Genomic DNA, 21,572 nt, shown 5'->3' with positions numbered 1-21,572 from the left:
GTTATCCGCCGATCCAGTTCGGCGGCGGATAACCCGTTCCGGGTTACTCGCCCTACGGTTCGCAATCAACGGGGTTTGAGGTTCATCTTCCTGCGCCCCTCGGCCGGGCTCAGGGCGCGGCCGCCGAGGCGCTCGATGATCTCGATGGCGCGCTCGACCAGTTGGCCGTTGCTGGCGTGCACGCCGCGGTCCAGCCAGATGTTGTCCTCCAGGCCGACCCGCACGTTGCCGCCCAGCAGCATGGCCTGAGCGACCATCGGCATCTGCGAGCGGCCGATGCCGAAGCCGGCCCAGGTCAGGCCGTCGGGGATGTTGTCGGCCATGGCCTTCATGGTGGTGGTGTCCGCCGGGGCGCCCCACGGGATACCGAGGCAGATCTGGATCAGCGGGTCTTCCAGCAGGCCTTCCTTGAGCATCTGCCTGGCGAACCAGAGGTGGCCGGTGTCGAAGATTTCCAGCTCGGCCTTCACCCCCAGCTCGGTGATGCGCTTGGCGCCGGCGCGCAGCTGGGCCGGGGTGGAGACGTAGATGAAGTCGCCGTCGCCGAAGTTCAGGGTGCCGCAGTCCAGGGTGCAGATTTCCGGCAGCAGCTCCTCGACGTGCTTGAGGCGCTCCAGCGGGCCGACCAGGTCGGTGCCGGCGCCGAACTCCAGCGGCTGCTCGCCCTGGCCGATCTGCAGGTCGCCGCCCATGCCGGCGGTGAGGTTGATGATGATGTCGGTGTCGCTCTCGCGGATGCGTTCGACCACTTCGCGGTAGAGGTTCACGTCGCGGCTGGGCTTGCCGGTCTGCGGGTCGCGGACGTGGCAGTGGGCGACGGTGGCGCCGGCCTTGGCGGCCTCGATGGCGGCGGCGGCGATTTCCTTGGGGGTGACGGGAATGGCCGGGTGCTTGCCGACGGTATCGCCGGCGCCGGTCACCGCGCAGGTGACTATCACTTCATGGTTCACGGTGGCTGTCCTTCTTCGGGTCGAACGAACCCACTGCGCGCCGGGCGGCGCGCAGGGAGTTGCTGGTGGGAGTTGTTTGTCCGGGCGCTATTTCAGCGAGGCCTGGACGGCGGCGAGGCCATCCTTGCCGTCATAGGTGGTCACGCCGTCGAGCCAGGCCTTGAGCGGCTCGGGGTTCTGCTTCAGCCAGGCCTTGGCGGCGTCCACCGGCTGGCTGCGGTCGAGGATCGGCACCATCACCTGGCTCACCTGCTCGCTGCTGAACTTGAGGTTGTGCAGCAGCTTGGCGACGTTGCCGCACTGCGCCTGGTAGCCGCCGGCGGTCATGATCGAGACGGTGGCGGAGCCTTCGTCGGGGCCGAATACGTCGTCGCTGCCGGTGAGGTATTTCATGTCGATCTGCAGGTTCATCGGGTGCGGCTTCCAGCCGAAGAACACCACCCACTGCTTGCGCTTGATGGCGCGCTTGACCGCGGTGAGCATGCCGGCCTCGCTGGACTCGACGATCTGGAAGCCCTTCAGGCCGAACTTGTCGTCGGCGATCATCTTCGCGGTGATGCGGTTGGAGCCGCTGCCGGGCTCGATCAGGTAGATCTTGTTGCTCAGCTTGTCCTTGAACTTGGCGATGTCGGCGAAGGTCTTCAGTCCGCCGTCGTAGACATAGCTGGGCACGGCGTAGGTGGACTGCGCGTCGGGCAGGGTCGGCGGGGTGATCACGTCGATCTGCTGCTTGTCGAGGTAGGGTTTGGCCACCGGCTGCATGGTCGGTTGCCAGTAGCCGAGGAAGACGTCGAGCTGCTTGTCGGCCATGCCGGCCAGGATGATCTGCTGCGAGGCGCTGGTCTGCTTGACCTTGTAGCCCAGGCCGTCGAGCACGGCCTCGGCCACGGCGCTGCTGGCCACCACGTCGGTCCAGTTCACCGTGCCCATGCGCACGTTCTGGCACTGGGCGGGCTCTGCGGCCCAGCTGGTGCTGGCGGCGAGCATGAGCGCGGCACAGCCGAGCGCTTGGATCGATAGCTTCATGACTTCTCCCTCAAGGCCTTTGCGGCATTGGTTATCGTTGTTGTGTGTCATGCGGCCCCTCACGGGGGGCTGTGGTGATCAAGTTACGCAGCTGCAGGGGTGGTGGATCGCACTGCGGCGACCAGCTCTTGCACAGCAGCGACCTCCCCGATTGCCAGGGCGACGTCCTTGGTTCATAAGCATGGGCTCAGCGGCCACTACGCTGCCCCCAATTGCACGGTACCCGCCATGTCCCAAGACTTCTGGTTCCTGCTGTTGCCCGGTTTTTCGGTGATGGGTTTCGTCTCCGCCGTGGAGCCGCTGCGGGTGGCCAACCGTTTTCGCGGCGAGCTGTATCGCTGGCACCTGATGAGCCTGGACGGTGGGCCGGTGCTGGCCAGCAACGGCATGTCGATGAACGCCGACAGTGGCCTGGAAGCGCTGCGCGCGGGCGACACCCTGCTGGTGGTGGCCGGCTTCGAGCCGCTGCGCGCCTGCACCCCGGCGCTGCTGCACTGGCTCAAGCGCCTGGACCGCGACGGCGTGACCCTGGGCGGCATCGACACCGGCAGCTTCGTGCTGGCCGAGGCCGGGCTGCTGCAGCGCCAGCGCTGCACGGTGCACTGGGAGGCGCTGGACGCCTTCCGGGAGACTTATCCACAGGTGCAGGCGACCCAGGAGCTGTTCGAGATCGACGGGCCGCGCATCACCTCAGCCGGCGGCACCGCATCCATCGACCTGATGCTCGACCTGATCGCCCAGGCCCACGGGCCGGAGCTGGCGGTGCAGGTCTCGGAGCAGTTCGTGGTCGGGCGCATCCGCACCCGCCAGGACCACCAGCGCCTGCAGGTCGCCAGCCGCTACGGGGTGAACAACCGCAAGCTGGTGCAGGTGATCGGCGAGATGGAGCGTCACACCGAGCCGCCGCTGTCGACGCTGGAGCTGGCCGAACGCATCCAGGTGACCCGGCGCCAGCTCGAGCGCCTGTTCCGCCTGCACCTCAACGACACGCCATCGAACTTCTACCTCGGCCTGCGCCTGGACAAGGCACGCCAGCTGCTGCGCCAGACCGACATGAGCGTGCTGGAGATCGGCGTGGCCTGCGGCTTCGAGACGCCCTCGTACCTGTCGCGCAGCTACCGGGCGAAGTTCGGGGTGTGCCCGAGCCAGGACCGGGTGGGGTTGCGCAAGGTCGCTGCCAAAGCCTGAAACCTGTAGGGCGCATAACGCCTACGGCGTTATCCGCCATGGCAGATAACCCGTTCCGGGTTATGCGCCCTACGTTTCTGGAGTTCCGCTGCTACGAAAAGCAAGTTGGCAATATCTGTGGGATTACCGTCATTTACCCCATTCGGGGCCGGGCGGAGTATGCAGATCAGGTTCAAACCCTCACTGCCTTTGGAGACCACCATGAGCGAAGCCCGTCCCCCTCTGCCGCCCTTCACCCGCGAAACCGCCATCCAGAAAGTCCGCCTCGCCGAGGACGGCTGGAACAGCCGCGATCCGCATCGCGTGTCGCTGGCTTACACGCCGGACAGCCGCTGGCGCAACCGCGCGACCTTCGTCCAGGGCCGCGAGCAGATCGTCCAGTTCCTCACTGCCAAGTGGGTGCGCGAACAGCAGTATCGGCTGATCAAGGAACTCTGGGCCTTCACCGACAACCGCATCGCCGTGCGCTTCGCCTACGAGTGGCACGACGATTCGGGCAACTGGTTCCGTTCCTACGGCAACGAGAACTGGGCCTTCGACGAGCACGGCCTGATGTTCGAGCGTCACGCCAGTATCAACGACCTGCCGATCAGCGAGGACGAGCGCCTGTTCCGCTGGCCGCAGGGCCGCCGGCCGGACGATCATCCGTCGCTCAGCGATCTGGGGCTCTAGATCCGTTATCCACAAGATTGACCGGGGCACCGCGTAGGATGGCGTGGAGCGAAGCGATACCCATCGATCACCGGCAAACTCGACGATGGGTATCGCAAGCTCCACCCATCCTACGAATGAGCTTCCCGGTGACGGCAGAGCCAATGGGGATGCCGTCGTAGGGCGCAGAAAACGGCGGATAACCTGTTCCAGGTTATTCGCCCTACCACTGCGCTATCAGGCCGGGACTGCCTGGGCGGGAGCGGCCGACGTCGCGCTGCTCTCTTCCAGGATCATCGCCGCCGCGCGCTCGCCGAGCATGATGCAGGGTGCGTTGGTGTTGCCGCTGATGAGTGTCGGCATGATCGACGCGTCCACCACGCGCAGGCCCTTCAGGCCGTGAACGCGCAGGCGCAGGTCGACCACCGCCTGCGGGTCTTCGCCCATCTTGCAGGTGCCCACCGGGTGGAACACGGTGGCGGCGTATTCGCGCAGGTGTTCCATCAGTTGCTCATCGGTCTGCACCTGCGGGCCGGGGAGCATCTCGGCGCCACGGATGCTGTCGAACTCCGGCTGGGCGAGGATCTTGCGCGCCAGCTTCACGCCTTCCACCAGCACGCGGCCGTCTTCCTCGTTGGCGAGGAAGTTGTAGTCGATCTCGATGTCGCCACCGGGCTTCACGCGCAACTCGCCAATGCTTTTCGGTCGCAGCACGCAGGTGTGCACGGCGTAGCCATGGCCCCATTCGAACAGGCGGCCCCGATGGCTGCGGTAGCCGGGCACGAAGTGGAACTGCACGTCGGCCAGTTCGTCCGCCAGAGGGGTACGGGCGAATCCGCCGGCCTCGACGTAGTTGGTGGTCAGCCAGCCCTTCTTCGCCAGCAGGTACTTGAACGGCGAAAGCAGGATCTGCGGCAGCGAGCCGAGGGAGAAGCCCAGGCTCAGCGGGCTCGGCGAGCGCACGGTGACCAGGCCGTCGAGGTGGTCCTGGAGATTCTTGCCCACCCCCGGCAGGTCGTGTTTCACCGGGATGCCGGCGGCTTTCAGCTCGGCCGCCGGGCCGATGCCGGAGGCCAGCAGGATCTGCGGCGAGCCGAGGGCGCCGGCGGTGAGGATTACCTCGCGACGCGCGAGCAGACGTTCGCCGCTGCGCAGTTCGATGCCGGTGACGCGCTCGCCTTCTAACAGCAGGCGGCCCACCTGGCGCTCGGTCAGCACGGTGAGGTTCGGGCGTTGCAGCGGCGCGACGAAGGCGCGGTAGCTGCTCAGGCGCTTGGCGTCCTTTTGGGTCACGTTGTAGATGCCAACGCCTTCGAACTCGCGGCCGTTGAAGTCATCGTTGCGGCGCAGGCCCAGGTGCGCGGCGGCCTTGATGAACAGGTGCGACAGCGGGTTGGGGTCGCGCGGCTTGTCCACCACCAGTTCGCCCAGGGTGCCGTGCAGCGCCGGGTCCTGGCCGAGCAGGTTGCGCTCGGATTTCTTGAAGAACGGCAGCACATCCTTCCAGCCCCAGCCGGGGCAGCCTTCGGCCTCCCAGCGGTCGTAGTCGGAAGCGTGGCCGCGGATGTAGATCATGCTGTTCATCGAGCTGGAGCCGCCCAGCGCCTTGCCGCGCGGGCAGTGCAGTGATCGGTTGTTCAGGCGCTTCTGCGGCGCGGAGTAGAAGTTCCAGCTGAACACCTTGCTCTTGTACAGGGTGATGGTGCCGGCCGGGGTCTGCACGCGCGGGCTGGCGTCGCTGCCGCCGGCTTCCAGCAGGCAGACGCGCACCGATGGGTCGGCGCTCAGGCGGTTGGCCAGCACGCAGCCGGCGGAGCCGGCGCCGACGATGAGGTAGTCGTAGGTGGAGTCGTGGTTTGAAGACAAGAGGAGGCTCCCAGTGAGTCTTGCGTGAATCGCAGAACCCCTCACCCCAACCCTCTCCCGGAGGAAGAGGGGGCCGAACGGTGCTGCAGCGGATCACCGCATCGGCCGGCACCCTGCAGGAGGCGCCAGCCGGCGGCAGGTCAGTGCGCTTCTTCCAGGTCGTCGTGCAGCAGCCCGAGGATTTCGCGCTTCATCTCGATGAACTGGCGGTCCATGACCATGTCCAGCGAGCGCGGTCGCTCGATGGGCACGTCGAGGATCTGCTTGATGCGGCCGGGGCGGGCGCCCATGACGTAGACGCGGTCGCCCAGCAGGATGGCCTCGTCGATGTCGTGGGTGACGAACACCACGGTCTTCTTGCTGTGGTCCCACACACGCAGCAGCAGTTGCTGCATCTGCATGCGGGTCTGGCTGTCGAGCGCGCCGAAGGGCTCGTCCATCAGCAGGATCTGCGGGTCGTTGGCCAGCGCGCGGGCAATCGCCACGCGCTGCATCATTCCGCCGGAAAGCTGCTTGGGGTAGTTGTTCTCGAAGCGGCGCAGGCCGACTTCGTCGAGGTAGTAGTCGACGATCTCGCGGCGCTCGGCCGCCGGCATGCCGCGGCGCTTGAGGCCGAACTCGACGTTCTGGCGCACGGTGAGCCAGGGGAACAGGGTGTAGCTCTGGAACACCATGCCGCGGTCGGCGCCGGGGCCGTCGACCAGTTGGCCGCCGACGTAGATATCGCCCTCGGTGGGCTCGGACAGGCCAGCGGTGAGGTAGAGCAGGCTCGATTTGCCGCAGCCCGATGGCCCGACGATCACCGCGAACTGCTGGTCCGGCACCTCGAAGGAGACGTTTTCCAGCGCGCTGAAGGTGCCGCCGTCCGGCGTGCGGTAGCGCAGGCTGACGTTCTCCACCCGCAGGCGGGCCGGGTTGGCAGGTTGCTGACCGGTCACGGCCTGTTCTTCCTGCTTGATCGCTACTGCGCCCATGACGCCACCTTCAGTCGGATGAATCGGAAGAGTTGGTCGGTGATCAGGCCCAGCAGGCCGATGATGGCAATTGCCAGGAAGATCACGTCGACCTGGAAGCCGCGCATGGCCTTGAGGCTGATGTAGCCCAGGCCGCTGGAGGCGGCGACCAGTTCGGCGACCACCAGGTAGGTCCAGGCCCAGCCCATGGTCACGCGCAGGGTGTCGAGCACGCCGGGCAGCGAGGCCGGGCCGAGCACATGGAGGACCACGTCGCGGCGGTTGCAGCCCAGGGTGTAGGAGGCGTTCACCAGGTCCTTGGCGACGCCGCGGGAGACGTCGGCGATCATCACCAGCTGCTGGAAGAACACGCCGAAGATGATCACGGTGACGCGCTGCTCCAGGCCGATGCCGATCCACAGGATGAACAGCGGTACGAAGGAGGTCACCGGCAGGTAGCGGATGAAGTTCACCAGCGGTTCGAGGAAGGCCTGGACGATGCGGAAGCTGCCCATCAGCAGCCCCAGCGGCACCGCCACCAGCGAGGAGATGATGAAGCCGATCATCACCACCTTGACGCTGGCCATCACGTGGGTGGCAAGGGTGCCGTCGCTGGCCAGGCGCACGCCGGCCGCGAGTACCGCGTCCGGGGTCGGCAGGAACATCGCCGGCACCACGCCGCCGTAGGAAAGCCCGGCCCACAGGCCGAACACGAGCAGCCAGCACAGCGTGCCGGCGGACCAGACCAGCTTCAACGGCAGGTCGACCTTGGGCGTCAGGCAACGGCTGAGCCAGGATTGCGAACGACGAGGCATCGCGGATTCCTCCAGGCGAGCGGCGCCGGGCCGCCCGCGGGGACAGAGAGTGAGACGGTTACTCGGAGACGAAACGCGGATCGACCAGGTCGTCGTAGCTGACTTCCAGGCGCTTGCCCTGCAGGCCGCTCCAGGTCTCGTTGGCGAGACGGATCAAACCCTTGATGTCACCGGGCTTGCCGGGGGTGCCAATGAGCTGCTCGCTCATCGCCTTGTCGTAGAAGCGCACGCCCTTGGCGGCATCGGCCAGGGCCTTGGGATCGGAGAGGTAGCCGCCGACGCCCTTGGCCATGATCGCGTAGGCCTCGTCCGGGTGCTCCTTGGTGTATTGCACGGCCTTGTACAGGCCTTTCACCAGGGCCTTCACGTCCTCGGGCTGCTTCTCGATGACGTCGCAGTTGAGGGCGACCACGTCGACGATCACGCCGGGGGTGGTGGAGCTGTCCACCAGCACCTTGCCCTGCTGCTTCTCGCGCACCAGCGAGAGATGCGGCTCCCAGGTCACGGCGGCGGGCACGCGGCCGGCGATGAAGGCGCTGGCGGCGTCATCGGCGGTCATGTTCTGCACCTTGATGTCACTCATGTTCATGCCGGCGTGCTTGAGCAGGTAGGCCAGCCAGAATTGCGAGACGGAGCCTTCGTTGACCGCCACTTCCTGGCCCTTGAGCTGGGCCAGCGAGGTGACGTCCTTGCCCACCAGCACGCCGTCGCCGCCATGGCTGTCGTCCAGCGCGGCCACGGCCTTGAAGCAGAACTTGGGCCGGTACTTGAGGATTTCGTCGATGGTGGAGGCGGAGCCGGACAGTTGGCCGGAAGCCTGGGCTGCCATGTACATCGAGGCTTCCTCGATGGTGGTCAGCTGCAGATCCAGGCCCTGTTCCTTGAAGTAGCCCAGGTCGCGGGCGAGGTACAGGGTGCCGTAGCCGACCCAGGTGGTGTGGCCGATGGACAGGGTGCCGGCCTGCGCGCCAGAAACGGCGGCGAGAGCCAGGGCGGAACACGCGATGGAACGCACGAGCAAGGACTTGATCATGAAGCACTCCCACAGCCGTTTGGCTTTTTTGTTGATTTACTGCGGCAGTGGCCAGAAGGCCGGTAAAACCGGGACATGCGCGGCATCGAGCTCTATGGCTCAGCGTCTGAAGGCTTTGTCTCGCGACATGTCTGACAGACCGATGGTCGCCGAAGCGGGAGGCTCGGAAAATTATTAAATATGTCGTTGCGCCATAAGAAAAAGCTGCCTTGCCGGCGAAATTGCACCAGCATGGCGCAGGGGAGAACTCGGACACGCGCGGGTTGTTTCGCGCTGCACTAAGGTTGAACGCAGCTCTCCTCAAGGAAGGTTTCCAACATGGCTTTACGTCCCGTTCTGTCGGCCCTGGCGCTCGCCATCGGGCTGTCGCTGCACCCCGCTCTTTCCGTCGCCGCCGATCCCCAGGCCCCCGCCGTCACCGAGCTGAAATGGCCGCGGGATTTCGCCCTGGGCGAGCAGCACGTGCAGATCTTCCAGCCGCAGATCGAGGGCTGGGACGGCACCCGTATGAGTGGCCGCGCGGCCATCGCCATCGGCCCCGCCAACGGCGCACCGACCTACGGCGTGGCGCAGTTCTCTGCGGCCGCCGCCATCGACAAGGCCACGGGGCTGGTGCAGCTCACCGACCTGCGCATCGACAAGGTAGAAGTACCCACCGCCCCGGACAGCGCCGGCAAGGTGCGCGACGCGCTGGTGGCGCGCCTGCCCAGGGACGGCCTGACCGTCTCCCTCGATGAGCTGCAGGCCAGCTACGCGGTGAACCAGCAGCTCGACCAGCTGCGCCATGTGCAGGTGAAGAACGACGCGCCGCAGATCGTCTTCGCCGCGACCCCGACGGTGCTGGTGATGATCGATGGCCAGCCGAACTGGCAGGCACTGCCGAGCAGCGACTTCCAGCGCGTACTCAACAGCCGCGTACTGGTCCTGCGCGACGCCCAGGGCAACCACTACCTCAATGCCGCCGGCAACTGGTACACGGCCCAGGCACTGGATGGCAGCTGGCTGGTACTGAGCCAGCCACCCAAGGCGCTGCTCAATGCGCAGCAGGTGGCGGAGAAAGCCGGCCCGGTGGACGCCCTGCTGCCCAAGGACGGCAAGGTGCCGGGCAAGGCGCCGGCGATCCTGGTGGCGACCCGCCCCACCGAGCTGATCGTCAGCGACGGCACCGCACAGATGCAGCCGGTGGACGGCGTCAGCCTGCTGACGATGAAGAATGCCGACCACGCGGTGTTCGTCGATCCGACCCACAACACCTGGTACGTGCTGCTCTCCGGCCGCTGGTTCAGCGGCCCCGGCGAGCAGGGGCCGTGGCAGTTCGTCGAGGGCAAGGACCTGCCCGCCGACTTCGCGAAAATCTCGCCCAGGGACCCGAAGGCCAACGTACTGGTATCGGTGCCCGGCACCCCGCAGGCGAAGGAAGCGGCCATCGCCGCGAGCATCCCGCAGACGGCCTCGGTCTCGCGCAGCAAGGCGACCATGAAGGTCAGCTACGACGGCGCGCCCAGCTTCCAGCCCATCAGCGGCACCAGCCTGCAGTACGCGGTGAACACGCCGACACCGGTGATCGAGGTCGCCGCCAACCAGTTCTTCGCCGTCACCAACGGTGTCTGGTTCGTTGCCCCCAGCCCCACCGGGCCCTGGCAGGTGGCAACCGAGGTGCCGGCGGCGATCTACGGCATCCCGCCCAGCTCGCCGGTGTACTACGTGACCTACGTCCACATCTACTCGGTCACCCCGCAGACCGTGGTGGTGGGCTACACCCCCGGCTACCTGGGCGTGGTGGTGAACAGCGACGGCACGGTGGTCTACGGCACCGGTTACACCTACCCGGCCTACGTCAGCCAGACCGTCTACTACGGCTATCCGCCGACCTACGGCTACGGCGCAGGCTTTGCCGTGGGCGCGCTGACCGGCTTCGCCTTCGGTTACGCGGCGGGCGCCTACTGGGGCTCTCCGGAACCCTACTGGGGCCCGTACTGGGGCCCCTATCCGCACGGCGGCTGGAGCTACGCCAACGTGAACCAGGCGAACTTCTACGGCCGCTGGGGCCAGGGCACGGTCACCCACGCCTATGGCTACAACGGCTGGACCGGCACCCAGTGGCAGGGCAGCTCGGCGGTGGGCTACAACCCGCGCACCGGGACGCACTTCCAGGGCGCCCAGGGTTCGGCCTTCAATCCCTACACCGACGAGGGCGCGGCCGGGCGGCGCGGGGCTTACTCCAATGCATCCACCGGCATGTCCGGCGCGGGCCGCAGCGGCGTGGCCTACGACACCGACAGCGGTGACTTCAAGGCCGGCCAGCAGGGCATCCAGCACAACGCCCAGACCGGCCGCACCACCATCGCCGAGCGGGGCGTCTCCGGCGACGTGGACGACGGACGCGGCAGCTACGACAAGCAGAACCAGGGCATCAGCTACAACCGGCGCACTGGCAACGCCGTGGCCTGGAAGAACGGCGACGTCTACGCCGGCCACGACGGCAACGTCTACCAGCACACCGACAGCGGCTGGCAGCAGCACACCAGCAACGGCTGGCAACCGGTGCAGCAGAACCAGGCCAACGTCCGCAGCCAGCTGGACCAGCAATACCAGTCGCGGCAGATCGGCCAGCAGCGCTTCAACCAGACCCAGCGGCAGTGGGGCGGTGGCGGCTTCGGTGGCGGGCATTTCGGCGGGGGCCATTTCGGTGGAGGCGGCTTCCGCCGCTGAGCCTGTGGACAAGGTTTTCCACAGCGCTGATGACTGTGGAAAACCGCTCCGGGCAAGGTGAGAAACTTATCCACACGCCTTGCCCTTTCCCGCACGCCCTCGGCAAGATGCCCGCTCCCACCACCATCGCGGGGTTGCCGTGACCGCTCTGTTCCAGGCCCTCTGGCCGTTGTTCGCGCTGATCGTCGGCGGCTTCGTGCTGCGCCGCAAAGGTTTCCCCGGCGACGCCTTCTGGCCGGCAGCGGAGCGGCTCAACTACTTCATCCTGTTCCCCGCGCTGCTCGCCAGCAGCCTGGCCAGTGCACCGCTGAACGACCCCGGCCTCGCCCGCCAGGCGCTGGCGGTGGTGCTGGGCCTGGGCATCGCCTGGGTCGCCCTGCTGGTCGTCAAGCGCCTGCGCGGCTGGAACGCCGCACGTTTCGGCGCCATAGCCCAGGGCGTTTTGCGCTTCAACACCTACCTGGGACTTGCCGCTGTCGGCAGCCTGTACGGCAAGCCGGGGCTGACCCTGGCCGCGCTGATGCTGGCGCTGATGGTGCCGACGGTGAACGTGATGTCGGTGTGGGCGCTGACCGCCGAGCGCGGCATCAGCCTGCGCTCGCTGCTGCTACCGATCGTGAAGAACCCGCTGATCCTCGCATGCGTGGCCGGCGCTCTGCTCAATGTCACGGGTATCGGCCTGCCTGGCGGCACCGACCGGCTGTTCAACCTGCTCGCCGTGGCCAGCCTGCCGCTGGGCCTGCTCTGCGTCGGCGCCGCGCTGCAGCCGCAGGAACTGCGCGCGGAAGTCTCGGCGCTGGGCTGGAACTGCGCGATCCGCCTGCTGGCCATGCCGCTGCTGGCCTTCGCCATCGCCCGACTGCTGGCCCTGCCGCCGCTGGAAAGCGCGCTGCTGGTGCTGTTCTTCGCCTTGCCCACAGCCCCGACCGCCTATGTGCTGACTCGCCAACTGGGTGGCGAAAGCGGGCTGATGGCCGGGATCATTACCCTGCAGACATTGCTGGCCGGCGCGAGTCTGCTGGTGGTGATGGGTCTGATCCAGTCACTCGGCTGATCCGCTGACGCTGCCTATCGCCAATACAGTGATCCACAATGGCTGCAGGCGATCCTGGTGTGATCGGGCTGAGCTGATCTCGGCTTCTCTCTCGTAACGAGGCAACTCCGTGCGCAACTGGCTGACTCTGCTGGCTCTGGTCGCTCCTCTGTGCTGGGCGACGGATGCGGCGAAGGACTTCACCTTCGCCGGCACTGACTATTTCCATCGCTGGTCGCGGGAGGATCAGCACGAGTTCACACCGCAAGGCCAGACGGACCTGGCGAAATGGCAGGACATGCTCACCCTGCACCGCTACACGGCGGCCACGAATGCCGAGCAGATGGCGGCCGTGGCCAACGCTGTGCTGGACAACTACAAGCAGCAGGGCGCGATGATTCTCAAGGTCGACGCCAGCCCCGCCCGGGGCAGTCAGCCCGCGGTCTATTTCATTGCCGCCGTGTTCCCGCAACCGAGCTTCATCGAAGCGGTATTCACCCGCCTCCGGCTGGAGAACGGCGTGGGCACGGGGGTGATCTACTCCCACAGGCTCTACGGCAAGGCGATTGGCGAAAGCATGAGCGCCTGGCTCAAGGCCAACGCCGAGGCGCGGGAGAACGAGCTGATGGATTGGCAGCCGCCGGCCAAAGCTTTCCAGCGCCGCTGAATCAGCGCGGGGACGATTCGCTGCCAGGCTGTCGCGGGCAGGGCCCGCTCCGACAGAAATCGCTCCGATCAGCGGTCATCGTCCGCGAAAGCCTGCTGAAAGCTTGACCCCCTAGCATCGCCGCCTCGGTCCTCCCGGCCGGACCTGCGTTCGCGCAGCGTACAAAAACAACAATCGGTGATTGCCCATGCCCCGCTTCCTGTCCCTACCCGCCCCGACTCCGTCCGCACCGCGCGTACTTATCCACAGCCGCTGCTGAATCCCCCGCGCCGACCCGGAGTTATCCCCATGCTGACTTTCCTTGCCTTCGCCATGGTGGCGACCTTCATGTTCCTGATCATGACCAAGCGTCTGTCGGCGCTGATCGCGCTGATCCTGGTCCCGATCGCCTTCGCCCTGCTCGGCGGCTTCGCCAAGGGCCTGGGGCCGATGATGCTGGACGGCATCCGCACCCTGGCGCCGACCGGTGTGATGCTGATGTTCGCCATCCTCTACTTCGCCATCATGATCGACTCCGGACTGTTCGACCCGGCGGTGCGGCGCATCCTCAGGCTGGTCAAGGGCGACCCGCTGAAGGTATCGATGGGCACCGCCGCGCTGGCGATGATCGTCTCGCTGGATGGCGACGGCTCGACCACCTACATGATCTGCGTGGCGGCCGTGCTGCCGCTGTACAGCCGGCTGGGCATGAGCCCGCTGCTGATGGCCTGCCTGATCATGCTCTCCAGCGGCGTGCTGAACATGACCCCCTGGGGCGGCCCGACCGCCCGCGCGGCCAGCGCACTGCACGTGGACCCGGCAGACATCTTCGTGCCGATGATCCCGGCCATGCTTGCCGGCATCGCGGCGATCTTCGGCCTGGCCTGGGTCTACGGCAAACGTGAGCGTGCCCGCCTGGGCGAGCTGCACCTGCCGACCGACCACGACGCCATGGCCGAGGTCAGCGTCTCGCAGTTCCCCGAAGCGCGCCGGCCTAAGCTGCTGTGGTTCAACGCGGTGCTCACGGTGGTCCTGATGGGCACCCTGATCGCCGGCCTGCTGCCGATGCCGGTTCTCTTCATGATCGCCTTCGGTATCGCGATGATCGTGAATTATCCCTGCATCATGGAGCAGAAAAAGCGCATCGGCGCCCATGCCGAGAACGTCCTCGCGGTGGTCTCGCTGATCTTCGCCGCCGGGGTCTTCACCGGGATTCTTTCCGGAACGGGGATGGTCGAAGCCATGTCGAAAAGCCTGCTGGCGGTGATCCCGCCGGCGCTGGGGCCGTACCTGGCGACCATCACGGCGCTGGTGAGCATGCCGTTCACCTTCTTCATGTCGAATGACGCTTTCTACTACGGCGTGCTCCCGGTACTCTCCCAGGCCGCCGCGCAGTACGGCATCACCCCGGTGGAAATGGCCCGCGCCTCCATTGTCGGCCAGCCGGTACACCTGCTCAGCCCGCTGGTGCCCTCGACCTACCTGCTGGTGGGGCTGGCCAAGGTGGACTTCGGCGACCACCAGCGCTTCACCCTCAAGTGGGCCGTGCTGGTGTGCCTGGCGATCCTCGCCGCGGCCCTGCTGCTGGGCCTTTTTCCTCTCTTTAACGACTGACTTCGAGTACCGCTCAAATGGAATGGCTGACCAGCCCTGAAATCTGGATTGCGTTCTTCACCCTGACTGCCCTGGAAATCGTCCTGGGCATCGACAACATCATCATGATTTCCATCCTGGTCGGCCGCATGCCCAAGCACATGCAGCCGCGCACGCGCTTCTTCGGGCTGGCGCTGGCGATGGTCACGCGCATCCTGCTGCTGCTCTCGATCACCTGGGTCATGCGCCTCACCGCGGACCTGTTCGAAGTGTTCGGCCAGGGCATCTCCGGGCGCGACCTGATCCTGTTCTTCGGCGGCCTGTTCCTCCTGTGGAAAAGCAGCAGCGAGATCTTCCACGGCCTGGAAGGCGAGGACGAAACCGAGGGCGAACCCAAGAGCGTGATGGGCGGCTTCATCGGCACCATCATCCAGATCGCCATCATCGACATCGTGTTCTCGCTGGACTCGGTGATCACCGCCGTGGGCATGGTCTCCAACGTGCCGGTGATGGTCGCGGCGATCGTTGTCGCGGTGCTGGTGATGATGCTGGCGGCCGGCGCCATCAGCGACTTCATCGACAAACACCCGTCGCTGAAGATGCTGGCGCTGTCGTTCCTCATCGTGGTCGGCACCGTGCTGATCGCCGAAGCCTTCGAAGTCCACGTGCCCAAGGGCTATGTCTACTTCGCCATGGCCTTCTCGCTGGCGGTGGAAGCGCTGAACATTCGCATGCGCACCGCGCGCGGCAAGAAGGAAGACCCGGTGAAACTGCGCAAGGACATTCCGGGGCAGTAATTCATAAGTGTTATCCACCGGTGCTGAATAACAGCCGGGCAATAAAAAGCCGGGCTATCCACAGCCCGGCTTATCCACAGCAGCCCAACGTCAAGGGCGTGCGACCGGCTCCGGCCAGTTCAGCACGCCCTTGTCGTTGAAGCGCACCGTGCCGAACAGGCCACCCGCCAGCTTGCCGTTGATCTCGTAGGGCATGCCCTGACGCGGCGGCCCGCCGGACAGGCCCCAGGCCTGGCGGAAGGCGGAAAAGGCCGAGATGCTCACCGGCACACTGATCACTGTTTCGCCGAAGCGCGGCACCTGCCCGCTGGCGTCGCTCACCCCGCTGGCCAGCGGCTGGCCGTTCACCGACAGGTCCAGGGCGATGCCGTTGTAGTCGATGGCCTGGTCATTGGGGTTCTGCACCCGCAGCTTGACCGTGAAGCGCGCTTCCATGCCCTGCCCGGTGGCCGGCTCCAGGCCGACCAGATCGATGTTCAGCGGGTCGCGCGTGCCGAACAGGCTGCTGCAGGCGCCCAGCGCCAGCAGCAAGGTCATCAGGGCAATACGCCGGGCAATCGCCATGCTTTCTCCTTGTCGATTCACTTCAGGGTCGCCGGGCGCAGGCGCCAGACGGTGTTACCCACATCGTCGGCCACCAGCAGGCCGCCGAACTTATCCACAGCGACGCCGACCGGCCGGCCCATGGCTTCGTCGTTGTCGTTGATGAAGCCGTCCAGCACCGTCACCGGCTGGCCGTTGGGCTTGCCGCCGCCGAAGGGGATGAACACCACCTGGTAGCCGCTGCGCGGCTTGCGGTTCCACGAGCCGTGCTGGCCGATAAATACCCCGCCACGATAGCGCTCCGGCAGCAGACTGCCCTGATAGAAGGCAAGGCCGAGGGAAGCGGTGTGCGCGCCGAGGGCGTAATCCGGCACCAGCGCCTCCGCCACCCTGTCCGGGAGCGGCGGCTCAACGCGTTTATCCACATGCTGGCCGTAATAACTCCAGGGCCAGCCGTAGAAGCCGCCGTCCTTCACCGAGGTCATGTAGTCGGGCACCAGATCGTTGCCCAGTTCGTCGCGTTCGTTGACGGCTGTCCACAGGGCGCCGCTGTTGGGCTCCCAATCCAGCCCGTTGGGGTTGCGCAGGCCGGAGGCGAACACCCGCACGTTGCGGTTGGACAGGTCGATCTGCAGGATCGCCGCGCGGTTCTTCTCCGCATCCAGGCCGTTCTCGCCGACGTTGCTGTTGGAGCCGACGGTGGCGTAGAGGTAATGGCCGTCAGGGCTGGCGAGGATGTTCTTGGTCCAGTGGTGGTTGATCGGCCCGCCCGGCAGGTCGACGACCTTCTCGGCCTTGGCGCTGATCGTCGTCTCGCCGGTCTTGTAGGGGAAACGCACCACCGCGTCGGCATTGGCGACGTACAGCCAGTTATCCACAAGGGCCATGCCGAAGGGCGAGAACAAACCCTCGAGCAGCACGCTGCGCTGCTCCGGCACGCCGTCGCCATCGGCATCGCGCAGCAGGGTGATGCGGTTGGCGCTAGGTACGTTGGCGCCGGCCTTCTCCATCACCTTGCCGGCGACCCAGTCCTTCAGTCCGCCGGACTCTTCCCTGGGCGGCGCCGAGCTTTCCGCCACCAGCACGTCGCCGTTGGGCAGCACGTAAAGCCAGCGCGGGTGTTCGAGCTTGTCGGCGAAGCGCTGCACTTCCAGGCCTTCGGCCGCTCGCGGCTTCTGGTCGGCAGGCCAGCCGGTGGCATTGGCGATGTTGACGGTAGGCAGCAGGCTGCTCTGCGGTTCCGGCAGCTGCGGTTGCGGCCCGGTACCGGCGGTGAATGGCAACGCCGACTTGTCGCCACAACCGGTAACCGCCAGCGCAATCAGGAGGGGGAACGACCAACGCATGGGACTACTCCTCGACCCTTGGTGTGTTTCTTTCAGCAAGTGGACAGGCAGTCTAGACATTACCGCTCGCCATTCCGTGCGAAATAACCGATGCAAAGGCGCTCGCATCCGCTTTTGATCGGCTTTACTGACAGACAGGATTGCCGGCAAATCAGAGATTTGGCGAACCCTCAAGGAAGAACGGGGGTCTACCATGACAGTCTTGTGACAATCGCCTGAGCGTTGCCGTGTCCTTCTCGGCCCTCCGCGCTGTCTGTACGGAGCCGCGGGCGAGGTCGTTACAGGGTCCGTTGACGGACGCACCGCCCACGGGCCCGCTTGAGTGCGAGGGGGCCCGACATGCTCAAACTGCTCGATCTGCTCTCTGCCGTCGCCCTGTTGGTGTGGGGCACACATATCGTCCGCACCGGCATCCTCAGGGTCTACGGCAGTAACCTGCGAAAAATCCTCAGCCGCAGCGTGGAGAAGCGCCCGCTGGCCTTCGCCGCCGGCATCGGCGTCACCGCCCTGGTGCAGAGCAGCAACGCCACGGCGCTGCTGGCCACCTCCTTCGTCGCCACCGGGTTGATGGCCCTGGCGCCGGCGCTGGCGATCATGCTCGGCGCCGACGTCGGCACGGCACTGATGGCGCGGGTGCTGACCCTGGACCTGTCCTGGCTGTCGCCGCTGCTGATCTTCTTCGGAGTGATCTTCTTCCTCGGCCGCAAGCAGACGCGCCTAGGCCAGCTGGGCCGGGTGTTCATCGGCCTGGGGTTGATCATCCTCGCGTTGCAGCTGATCGTCGCCGCCGCCGAGCCCATGACCCAGGCCAAGGGCGTGAAGGTGCTGTTCTCCAGCCTCACCGGCGACGTGATGCTGGATGCCCTGACTGGCGCGCTGTTCGCGATGATTTCCTACTCCAGCCTGGCCGCCGTGCTGCTCACCGCGACGCTGGCGGCCTCCAAGGTGATCTCGCTGAAAGTGGCGCTGTGCCTGGTGGTCGGCGCCAACCTGGGCAGCGGCATCCTGGCGATGATCAGTGCTTCCTCGCAGAACGCCGCCGGTCGCCGCGTGGCGCTGGGCAGCCTGCTGTTCAAGGTCGCCGGCTGCGCCCTGGTGCTGCCGCTGGTGGGTCCGCTGGCCGAGTGGATCGACCACTGGCAGTTCAGCACCGCCGAACTGGTGATCGCCTTCCATGTGCTCTACAACGCCACCCGCTGCCTCGCCTGCCTGCCGCTGACCGGGCAGATGGCGGCGTTCTGCACCCGCATCATGCCCGACCGCCACTCCCCGGAAGACACCGTGCGCCCGCGCCACCTCGACCCGGCAGCACTGGATACGCCGAGCCTGGCGCTGGTCAACGCGGTGCGCGAAACCCTGCGCATGGGCGATATCGTCGAGCAGATGCTGAACAACCTGATGCAGGTTATCCACAGCGGCGATCCGCTGCTGGGCAAGGAAATCCGCAAGCAGGACGACGATGTCGACGCGCTCTACACCGCGATCAAGCTGTACCTGGCACGCATGCCCCGCGAGGACCTGAGCGAAGCCGACAGCCGCCGCTGGGCGGAGATCATCGAGCTGGCGATCAACCTGGAACAGGCCGGCGACATCATCGAGCACATGCTCGGCGCCGTGCAGGACAAGAAGACTTCGCGCAGCCGCTCCTTCTCCGACAACGGCCTGGAGGAGATCACCGTGCTGCACGGCCAACTGGTGGCCAACCTGCGCCTGTCGCTCTCGGTGTTCCTCAATGGCGACCAGGAAGGCGCCAAGCGCCTGCGCCGCGCCAAGCAGCGCTTCCGCCTGCAGGAACGACGCTTCGCCCACTCCCACGTCGACCGCCTGCGCCAGCAGGTGGTGCAGAGCATCGAGACCAGCTCGCTGCACCTTGATCTGATCAGCGACATGAAACGCTTGAACTCGCTGTTCTGCGCCATCGCCTATGCTGTGCTGGACAACCCCGATGCCAGCAGTTCGGCAATCGGCGAACCTGTGGAAGACGAAGACTTCGTCGAACGCGAAGTCGAAGCGGTACAGGATCACCAGCGGCCGGCTCCCCCCGGCTCCAGCGCGACGGGTTGATGGCCAGGGGGCCTGTGCGAACGTTCCGTCGGAACCTTCGCCAGCCCCTACAAAGTCCTGATATCACGACGCCCAGGGTTCGGGCAGAATCCGCCGCCATGGAAGCATGCACTCAATCCCAACGCCCTCCCTCGGTCAGCGCCAGTCTGACCCAGGCCATCCTGCTGGCGGCTGTGCGTCTCGGTCTGAACCGCGACGCCCTGCTCGCCGCCAGCGGCATTCAAGAATCCCAGCTCAGCGACCCGGACGCGCGCATCGACTTCGCGTTGCAGGAGCGCATGTGGCAGGTGATCCAGACCGACCTGAAGCATGACGAGCCCGGCCTGGCCATGGGCCGTGCGCTGTCACCGGCATCCTTCAGCGCGCTGGGCTACCTGCTGCAGTCGAGCACCACGATGGGTGACGCCCTCGAGTCGGCCATGCGCTACCAGCGCCTGGTGGGCGAAGGCGGCCAGGTATCCATCGAGGCCCAGGCCGAGATCATCTGGGTGAGCTACCGCCCGCTGAACCCGGAACCGCCAGCCACCCGCGCCCGCGCGCTGGCGCTGCTGGGGTTCTGGTCACGGCAGTTGCGCGCCCTGCTCAGCGGCCTGCAACTGGCCGGCTGCCGTTTCATCCACAGCCAGCCGGAAAGCCTCGCGGACTACGAAAAGGCCTTCGACTGCCCTCTGCAATTCGACGCACCGGACTATGCCCTGGGCCTGCCCCGGGCGCTCATCGATACTCCGCTGCCGCAGGCCAACCCGCCGCTGCGTGATCTGTTGCGCCAGCACGCGGAGGGCCTGCTCGCCCGCCTGCCCAGCGCGAGTGTCAGTGGCCGGGTAGTCGCCCTGCTCGGCGAGCAACTGACCCGCGGCGAACCCGGCCGTGCTGCCGTCGCCAGCGAACTGGGCCTGAGCGAACGCACGCTGCAACGCCGGCTGGCGGAGGAAGGCAGCAGTTATCAACAGCTGCTGGCCGATACCCGGCGGCAATTGGCGGAGCGCTACCTGGGGGAAGGCAACCTGCCGGCCACGGATATCGCCGCCCTGCTCGGTTATTCCGAGCCCAGCGTGTTCTTCCGTGCCTTCCGCCACTGGACCGGGCTGACGCCGGGCGAGTATCGCCAGCGGCGGCGCCAGTCGGAGAGCTGACGAGAGCTGCCAGGGGCCGATCCCGGAGATCGGCTCACAGGTTTTTCAACAGACTTGTCTACAGGTTTTCCACAGAACCGCGAATCAGCCGTTCGGGCCCCGCGCGGCCAGATAGGCCAGGAACGCCTCGCGGCTGGAGTAGCGCGGTTCGTAACCGAACTCTTCTTTCAGCCGTCGGTTGTCCAGCACCGGCCGGTAGCGCAGGTAGTCCACCTGCTCGGGCCCGAAGCGCGACAGCCCCAGCGGCTTGAGCAGCCCCAACCCTACGCGCATCAGGCTTGCCGGCATGGGCCGGTAGGGTTTGTTGAGCAGGCCGGCGATCTCGCGCATGGACAATGCGCCGTCACCGGCGAGGTTGTAGATGCCCTCGCTGCCGCGTTCCAGCCCCTGGCGGATCACGTTCACCACGTCCTGGTCCCAGATGAACACGAAGCGGCTGCGATGCCCGAGCACTCCCACCAGGGTGGGTCGGGCAAACAGCTCGGCCAACGGGTTATGCACACGCCGGCCGAGAATGGTTCCGGGGCGCAGGATCAGCTGCTTGAGCTGTGGATAACGCTCCCGTGCGCTGGCCAGCAGTTGCTCGATCTCCTGCTTGCAGCGGGCGTGGAGCAGGTGGGGATGGCCACGCAGTGGATGCGATTCGTCGATCCATTCGGCGTTGTCGCGGTGGAAGCCATAGGCGGCGCCGGAACTGGTCACAATCAGCTGCTGGACACCGGTGTCCCGCGCCGCTTCGATCAGCGCGCGGGTGCCGCCGACCTCGATGGCATGGCGCTTCTGCGGCGTCATCTCCCGCGGCGGATTCACGACCGCGGCCAAATGCACGATCGCGTCGGGCTTCCAGTGTTCCACGCAGGCCCGCGTATTGGCGGCCACGCTGAGGTCCAGCGCTACCGGCTCGATGTTCGGCCGCAGGCCCTGGGACTTGATCCGCTGCATATCGGCGGCAATGAGCGTCCAGTCCAGATGCTGAACAGCAAGCTCATTGAGCAGGCTCTGCCCGAGAATTCCCGCGGCGCCGGTAACCAGGACACGCATGTAGCCTCCAGATCGCTCCGCGCGGAACGAACAACGGGTCCATCAGTGAGGTTAGATGATCTGAGCGTAGTGTCGTGGTCCGGCAGCGACAGTGACCATGCAAGCCAGTGCCCATGACCGAAGATGCCACCCGACAAAGGTTGAACGCGGTGGGTTCGCGCCGGTCAATCCGCTATCCTCAC

The 21,572-nt window shown here is 66.3% G+C and carries 19 protein-coding genes; 10 read left to right on the top strand and 9 right to left on the bottom strand.

Going from position 1 to position 21,572, the window contains the following annotated elements; genetic code table 11:
* Positions 1 to 65: 65 nt before the first annotated feature.
* Together IB273_RS29700 and IB273_RS29695 are read right to left on the bottom strand one after the other, a co-directional pair.
* On the bottom strand, positions 66 to 950 hold the full coding sequence (locus IB273_RS29700; protein WP_151188814.1) for a 3-keto-5-aminohexanoate cleavage protein: 885 nt from the start codon (positions 948 to 950) through the stop codon (positions 66 to 68).
* Positions 951 to 1,037: 87 nt separating this feature from the next.
* A complete protein-coding gene (locus IB273_RS29695; RefSeq protein ID WP_081519024.1) occupies positions 1,038 to 1,976 on the bottom strand; it encodes a choline ABC transporter substrate-binding protein in 939 nt (312 codons plus the stop codon).
* A gap of 228 nt (positions 1,977 to 2,204) precedes the next feature.
* Here IB273_RS29695 and IB273_RS29690 point away from each other — a divergent pair, with 228 nt between their 5' ends.
* On the top strand, positions 2,205 to 3,164 hold the full coding sequence (locus tag IB273_RS29690; RefSeq protein WP_081519023.1) for a GlxA family transcriptional regulator: 960 nt from the start codon (positions 2,205 to 2,207) through the stop codon (positions 3,162 to 3,164).
* Between the two features lie 201 nt (positions 3,165 to 3,365).
* A complete protein-coding gene (locus IB273_RS29685; protein ID WP_192225669.1) occupies positions 3,366 to 3,836 on the top strand; it encodes a DUF1348 family protein in 471 nt (156 codons plus the stop codon).
* Positions 3,837 to 4,052: 216 nt separating this feature from the next.
* Here the strand turns inward: IB273_RS29685 and IB273_RS29680 are convergent, their stop codons facing one another.
* From IB273_RS29680 to IB273_RS29665, 4 genes are all read right to left on the bottom strand, one after another.
* A complete protein-coding gene (locus IB273_RS29680) occupies positions 4,053 to 5,681 on the bottom strand; it encodes a GMC family oxidoreductase (RefSeq protein WP_192225668.1) in 1,629 nt (542 codons plus the stop codon).
* 140 nt (positions 5,682 to 5,821) lie between these two features.
* Positions 5,822 to 6,655 (bottom strand): ABC transporter ATP-binding protein, encoded by an 834-nt coding sequence (locus IB273_RS29675; RefSeq protein WP_081519020.1) that lies wholly within the window; start codon positions 6,653 to 6,655, stop codon positions 5,822 to 5,824.
* Entirely contained in the window at positions 6,643 to 7,449 is an 807-nt protein-coding gene (locus tag IB273_RS29670; RefSeq protein ID WP_024764976.1) for an ABC transporter permease, read from the bottom strand. Before IB273_RS29670 ends, IB273_RS29675 begins: the two co-directional genes overlap by 13 nt.
* A gap of 58 nt (positions 7,450 to 7,507) precedes the next feature.
* Positions 7,508 to 8,482, bottom strand: coding sequence for an ABC transporter substrate-binding protein (locus tag IB273_RS29665; RefSeq protein WP_138213492.1), 975 nt, complete (start codon positions 8,480 to 8,482; stop codon positions 7,508 to 7,510).
* Between IB273_RS29665 and IB273_RS29660 the strand changes: the two genes are divergently transcribed.
* From IB273_RS29660 to IB273_RS29635, 6 genes are all read left to right on the top strand, one after another.
* Positions 8,481 to 8,660: a hypothetical protein gene (locus tag IB273_RS29660; protein ID WP_139791602.1), complete on the top strand. Its 180-nt coding sequence runs from the start codon at positions 8,481 to 8,483 to the stop codon at positions 8,658 to 8,660. The genes IB273_RS29665 and IB273_RS29660 overlap by 2 nt on opposite strands.
* Positions 8,661 to 8,800: 140 nt before the next feature.
* The gene (locus tag IB273_RS29655; protein WP_192225667.1) at positions 8,801 to 11,194 is read left to right on the top strand and encodes a carbohydrate-binding family V/XII; all 2,394 of its coding nucleotides are present in this window, start codon (positions 8,801 to 8,803) and stop codon (positions 11,192 to 11,194) included.
* 79 nt (positions 11,195 to 11,273) lie between these two features.
* The gene (locus IB273_RS29650) at positions 11,274 to 12,248 is read left to right on the top strand and encodes an AEC family transporter (RefSeq protein WP_192210497.1); all 975 of its coding nucleotides are present in this window, start codon (positions 11,274 to 11,276) and stop codon (positions 12,246 to 12,248) included.
* Positions 12,249 to 12,357: 109 nt separating this feature from the next.
* Positions 12,358 to 12,894 (top strand): hypothetical protein, encoded by a 537-nt coding sequence (locus IB273_RS29645; protein WP_218035500.1) that lies wholly within the window; start codon positions 12,358 to 12,360, stop codon positions 12,892 to 12,894.
* A gap of 288 nt (positions 12,895 to 13,182) precedes the next feature.
* A complete protein-coding gene (locus tag IB273_RS29640; protein ID WP_081519016.1) occupies positions 13,183 to 14,487 on the top strand; it encodes a CitMHS family transporter in 1,305 nt (434 codons plus the stop codon).
* Between the two features lie 17 nt (positions 14,488 to 14,504).
* The gene (locus tag IB273_RS29635) at positions 14,505 to 15,263 is read left to right on the top strand and encodes a TerC family protein (protein ID WP_081519015.1); all 759 of its coding nucleotides are present in this window, start codon (positions 14,505 to 14,507) and stop codon (positions 15,261 to 15,263) included.
* A 90-nt stretch (positions 15,264 to 15,353) separates the two neighbouring features.
* On the opposite strand, the gene IB273_RS29630 is transcribed toward IB273_RS29635, so the two are convergent.
* Together IB273_RS29630 and IB273_RS29625 are read right to left on the bottom strand one after the other, a co-directional pair.
* Positions 15,354 to 15,827, bottom strand: a complete 474-nt coding sequence (locus tag IB273_RS29630; RefSeq protein ID WP_081519014.1) for an LEA type 2 family protein — start codon at positions 15,825 to 15,827, stop codon at positions 15,354 to 15,356.
* 17 nt (positions 15,828 to 15,844) lie between these two features.
* Positions 15,845 to 17,152: a PQQ-dependent sugar dehydrogenase gene (locus IB273_RS29625; RefSeq protein ID WP_192225666.1), complete on the bottom strand. Its 1,308-nt coding sequence runs from the start codon at positions 17,150 to 17,152 to the stop codon at positions 15,845 to 15,847.
* Positions 17,153 to 17,491: 339 nt separating this feature from the next.
* On the opposite strand from IB273_RS29625, the gene IB273_RS29620 reads away from it, so the two are divergent.
* Positions 17,492 to 19,216, top strand: coding sequence for a Na/Pi cotransporter family protein (locus IB273_RS29620; protein WP_081519012.1), 1,725 nt, complete (start codon positions 17,492 to 17,494; stop codon positions 19,214 to 19,216).
* A gap of 98 nt (positions 19,217 to 19,314) precedes the next feature.
* Complete coding sequence (locus IB273_RS29615; protein WP_081519011.1) at positions 19,315 to 20,349, top strand: AraC family transcriptional regulator; 1,035 nt, start codon at positions 19,315 to 19,317, stop codon at positions 20,347 to 20,349.
* An 84-nt stretch (positions 20,350 to 20,433) separates the two neighbouring features.
* Here the strand turns inward: IB273_RS29615 and IB273_RS29610 are convergent, their stop codons facing one another.
* Entirely contained in the window at positions 20,434 to 21,390 is a 957-nt protein-coding gene (locus tag IB273_RS29610) for an NAD-dependent epimerase/dehydratase family protein (RefSeq protein ID WP_151188821.1), read from the bottom strand.
* Between the last annotated feature and the right edge of the window lie 182 nt (positions 21,391 to 21,572).

Source organism: Pseudomonas sp. PDM19 (assembly GCF_014852215.1).
Lineage (GTDB): Bacteria > Pseudomonadota > Gammaproteobacteria > Pseudomonadales > Pseudomonadaceae > Pseudomonas.
Note: the sequence above shows the minus strand (reverse complement) of the source record. Positions and strands in the feature narration are given on the sequence as shown.

Bases quoted from the DNA above. Each gene is read 5' to 3' on its own strand.
- IB273_RS29695 (WP_081519024.1), bottom strand. From the start codon at position 1,976: ATGAAGCTATCGATCCAAGCGCTCGGCTGTGCCGCGCTCATGCTCGCC.
- IB273_RS29690 (WP_081519023.1), top strand. From the start codon at position 2,205: ATGTCCCAAGACTTCTGGTTCCTGCTGTTGCCCGGTTTTTCGGTGATG.
- IB273_RS29685 (WP_192225669.1), top strand. From the start codon at position 3,366: ATGAGCGAAGCCCGTCCCCCTCTGCCGCCCTTCACCCGCGAAACCGCC.
- IB273_RS29675 (WP_081519020.1), bottom strand. From the start codon at position 6,655: ATGGGCGCAGTAGCGATCAAGCAGGAAGAACAGGCCGTGACCGGTCAG.
- IB273_RS29670 (WP_024764976.1), bottom strand. From the start codon at position 7,449: ATGCCTCGTCGTTCGCAATCCTGGCTCAGCCGTTGCCTGACGCCCAAG.
- IB273_RS29660 (WP_139791602.1), top strand. From the start codon at position 8,481: ATGAAGCACTCCCACAGCCGTTTGGCTTTTTTGTTGATTTACTGCGGC.
- IB273_RS29665 (WP_138213492.1), bottom strand. From the start codon at position 8,482: ATGATCAAGTCCTTGCTCGTGCGTTCCATCGCGTGTTCCGCCCTGGCT.
- IB273_RS29655 (WP_192225667.1), top strand. From the start codon at position 8,801: ATGGCTTTACGTCCCGTTCTGTCGGCCCTGGCGCTCGCCATCGGGCTG.
- IB273_RS29640 (WP_081519016.1), top strand. From the start codon at position 13,183: ATGCTGACTTTCCTTGCCTTCGCCATGGTGGCGACCTTCATGTTCCTG.
- IB273_RS29635 (WP_081519015.1), top strand. From the start codon at position 14,505: ATGGAATGGCTGACCAGCCCTGAAATCTGGATTGCGTTCTTCACCCTG.
- IB273_RS29630 (WP_081519014.1), bottom strand. From the start codon at position 15,827: ATGGCGATTGCCCGGCGTATTGCCCTGATGACCTTGCTGCTGGCGCTG.
- IB273_RS29625 (WP_192225666.1), bottom strand. From the start codon at position 17,152: ATGCGTTGGTCGTTCCCCCTCCTGATTGCGCTGGCGGTTACCGGTTGT.
- IB273_RS29620 (WP_081519012.1), top strand. From the start codon at position 17,492: ATGCTCAAACTGCTCGATCTGCTCTCTGCCGTCGCCCTGTTGGTGTGG.
- IB273_RS29615 (WP_081519011.1), top strand. From the start codon at position 19,315: ATGGAAGCATGCACTCAATCCCAACGCCCTCCCTCGGTCAGCGCCAGT.
- IB273_RS29610 (WP_151188821.1), bottom strand. From the start codon at position 21,390: ATGCGTGTCCTGGTTACCGGCGCCGCGGGAATTCTCGGGCAGAGCCTG.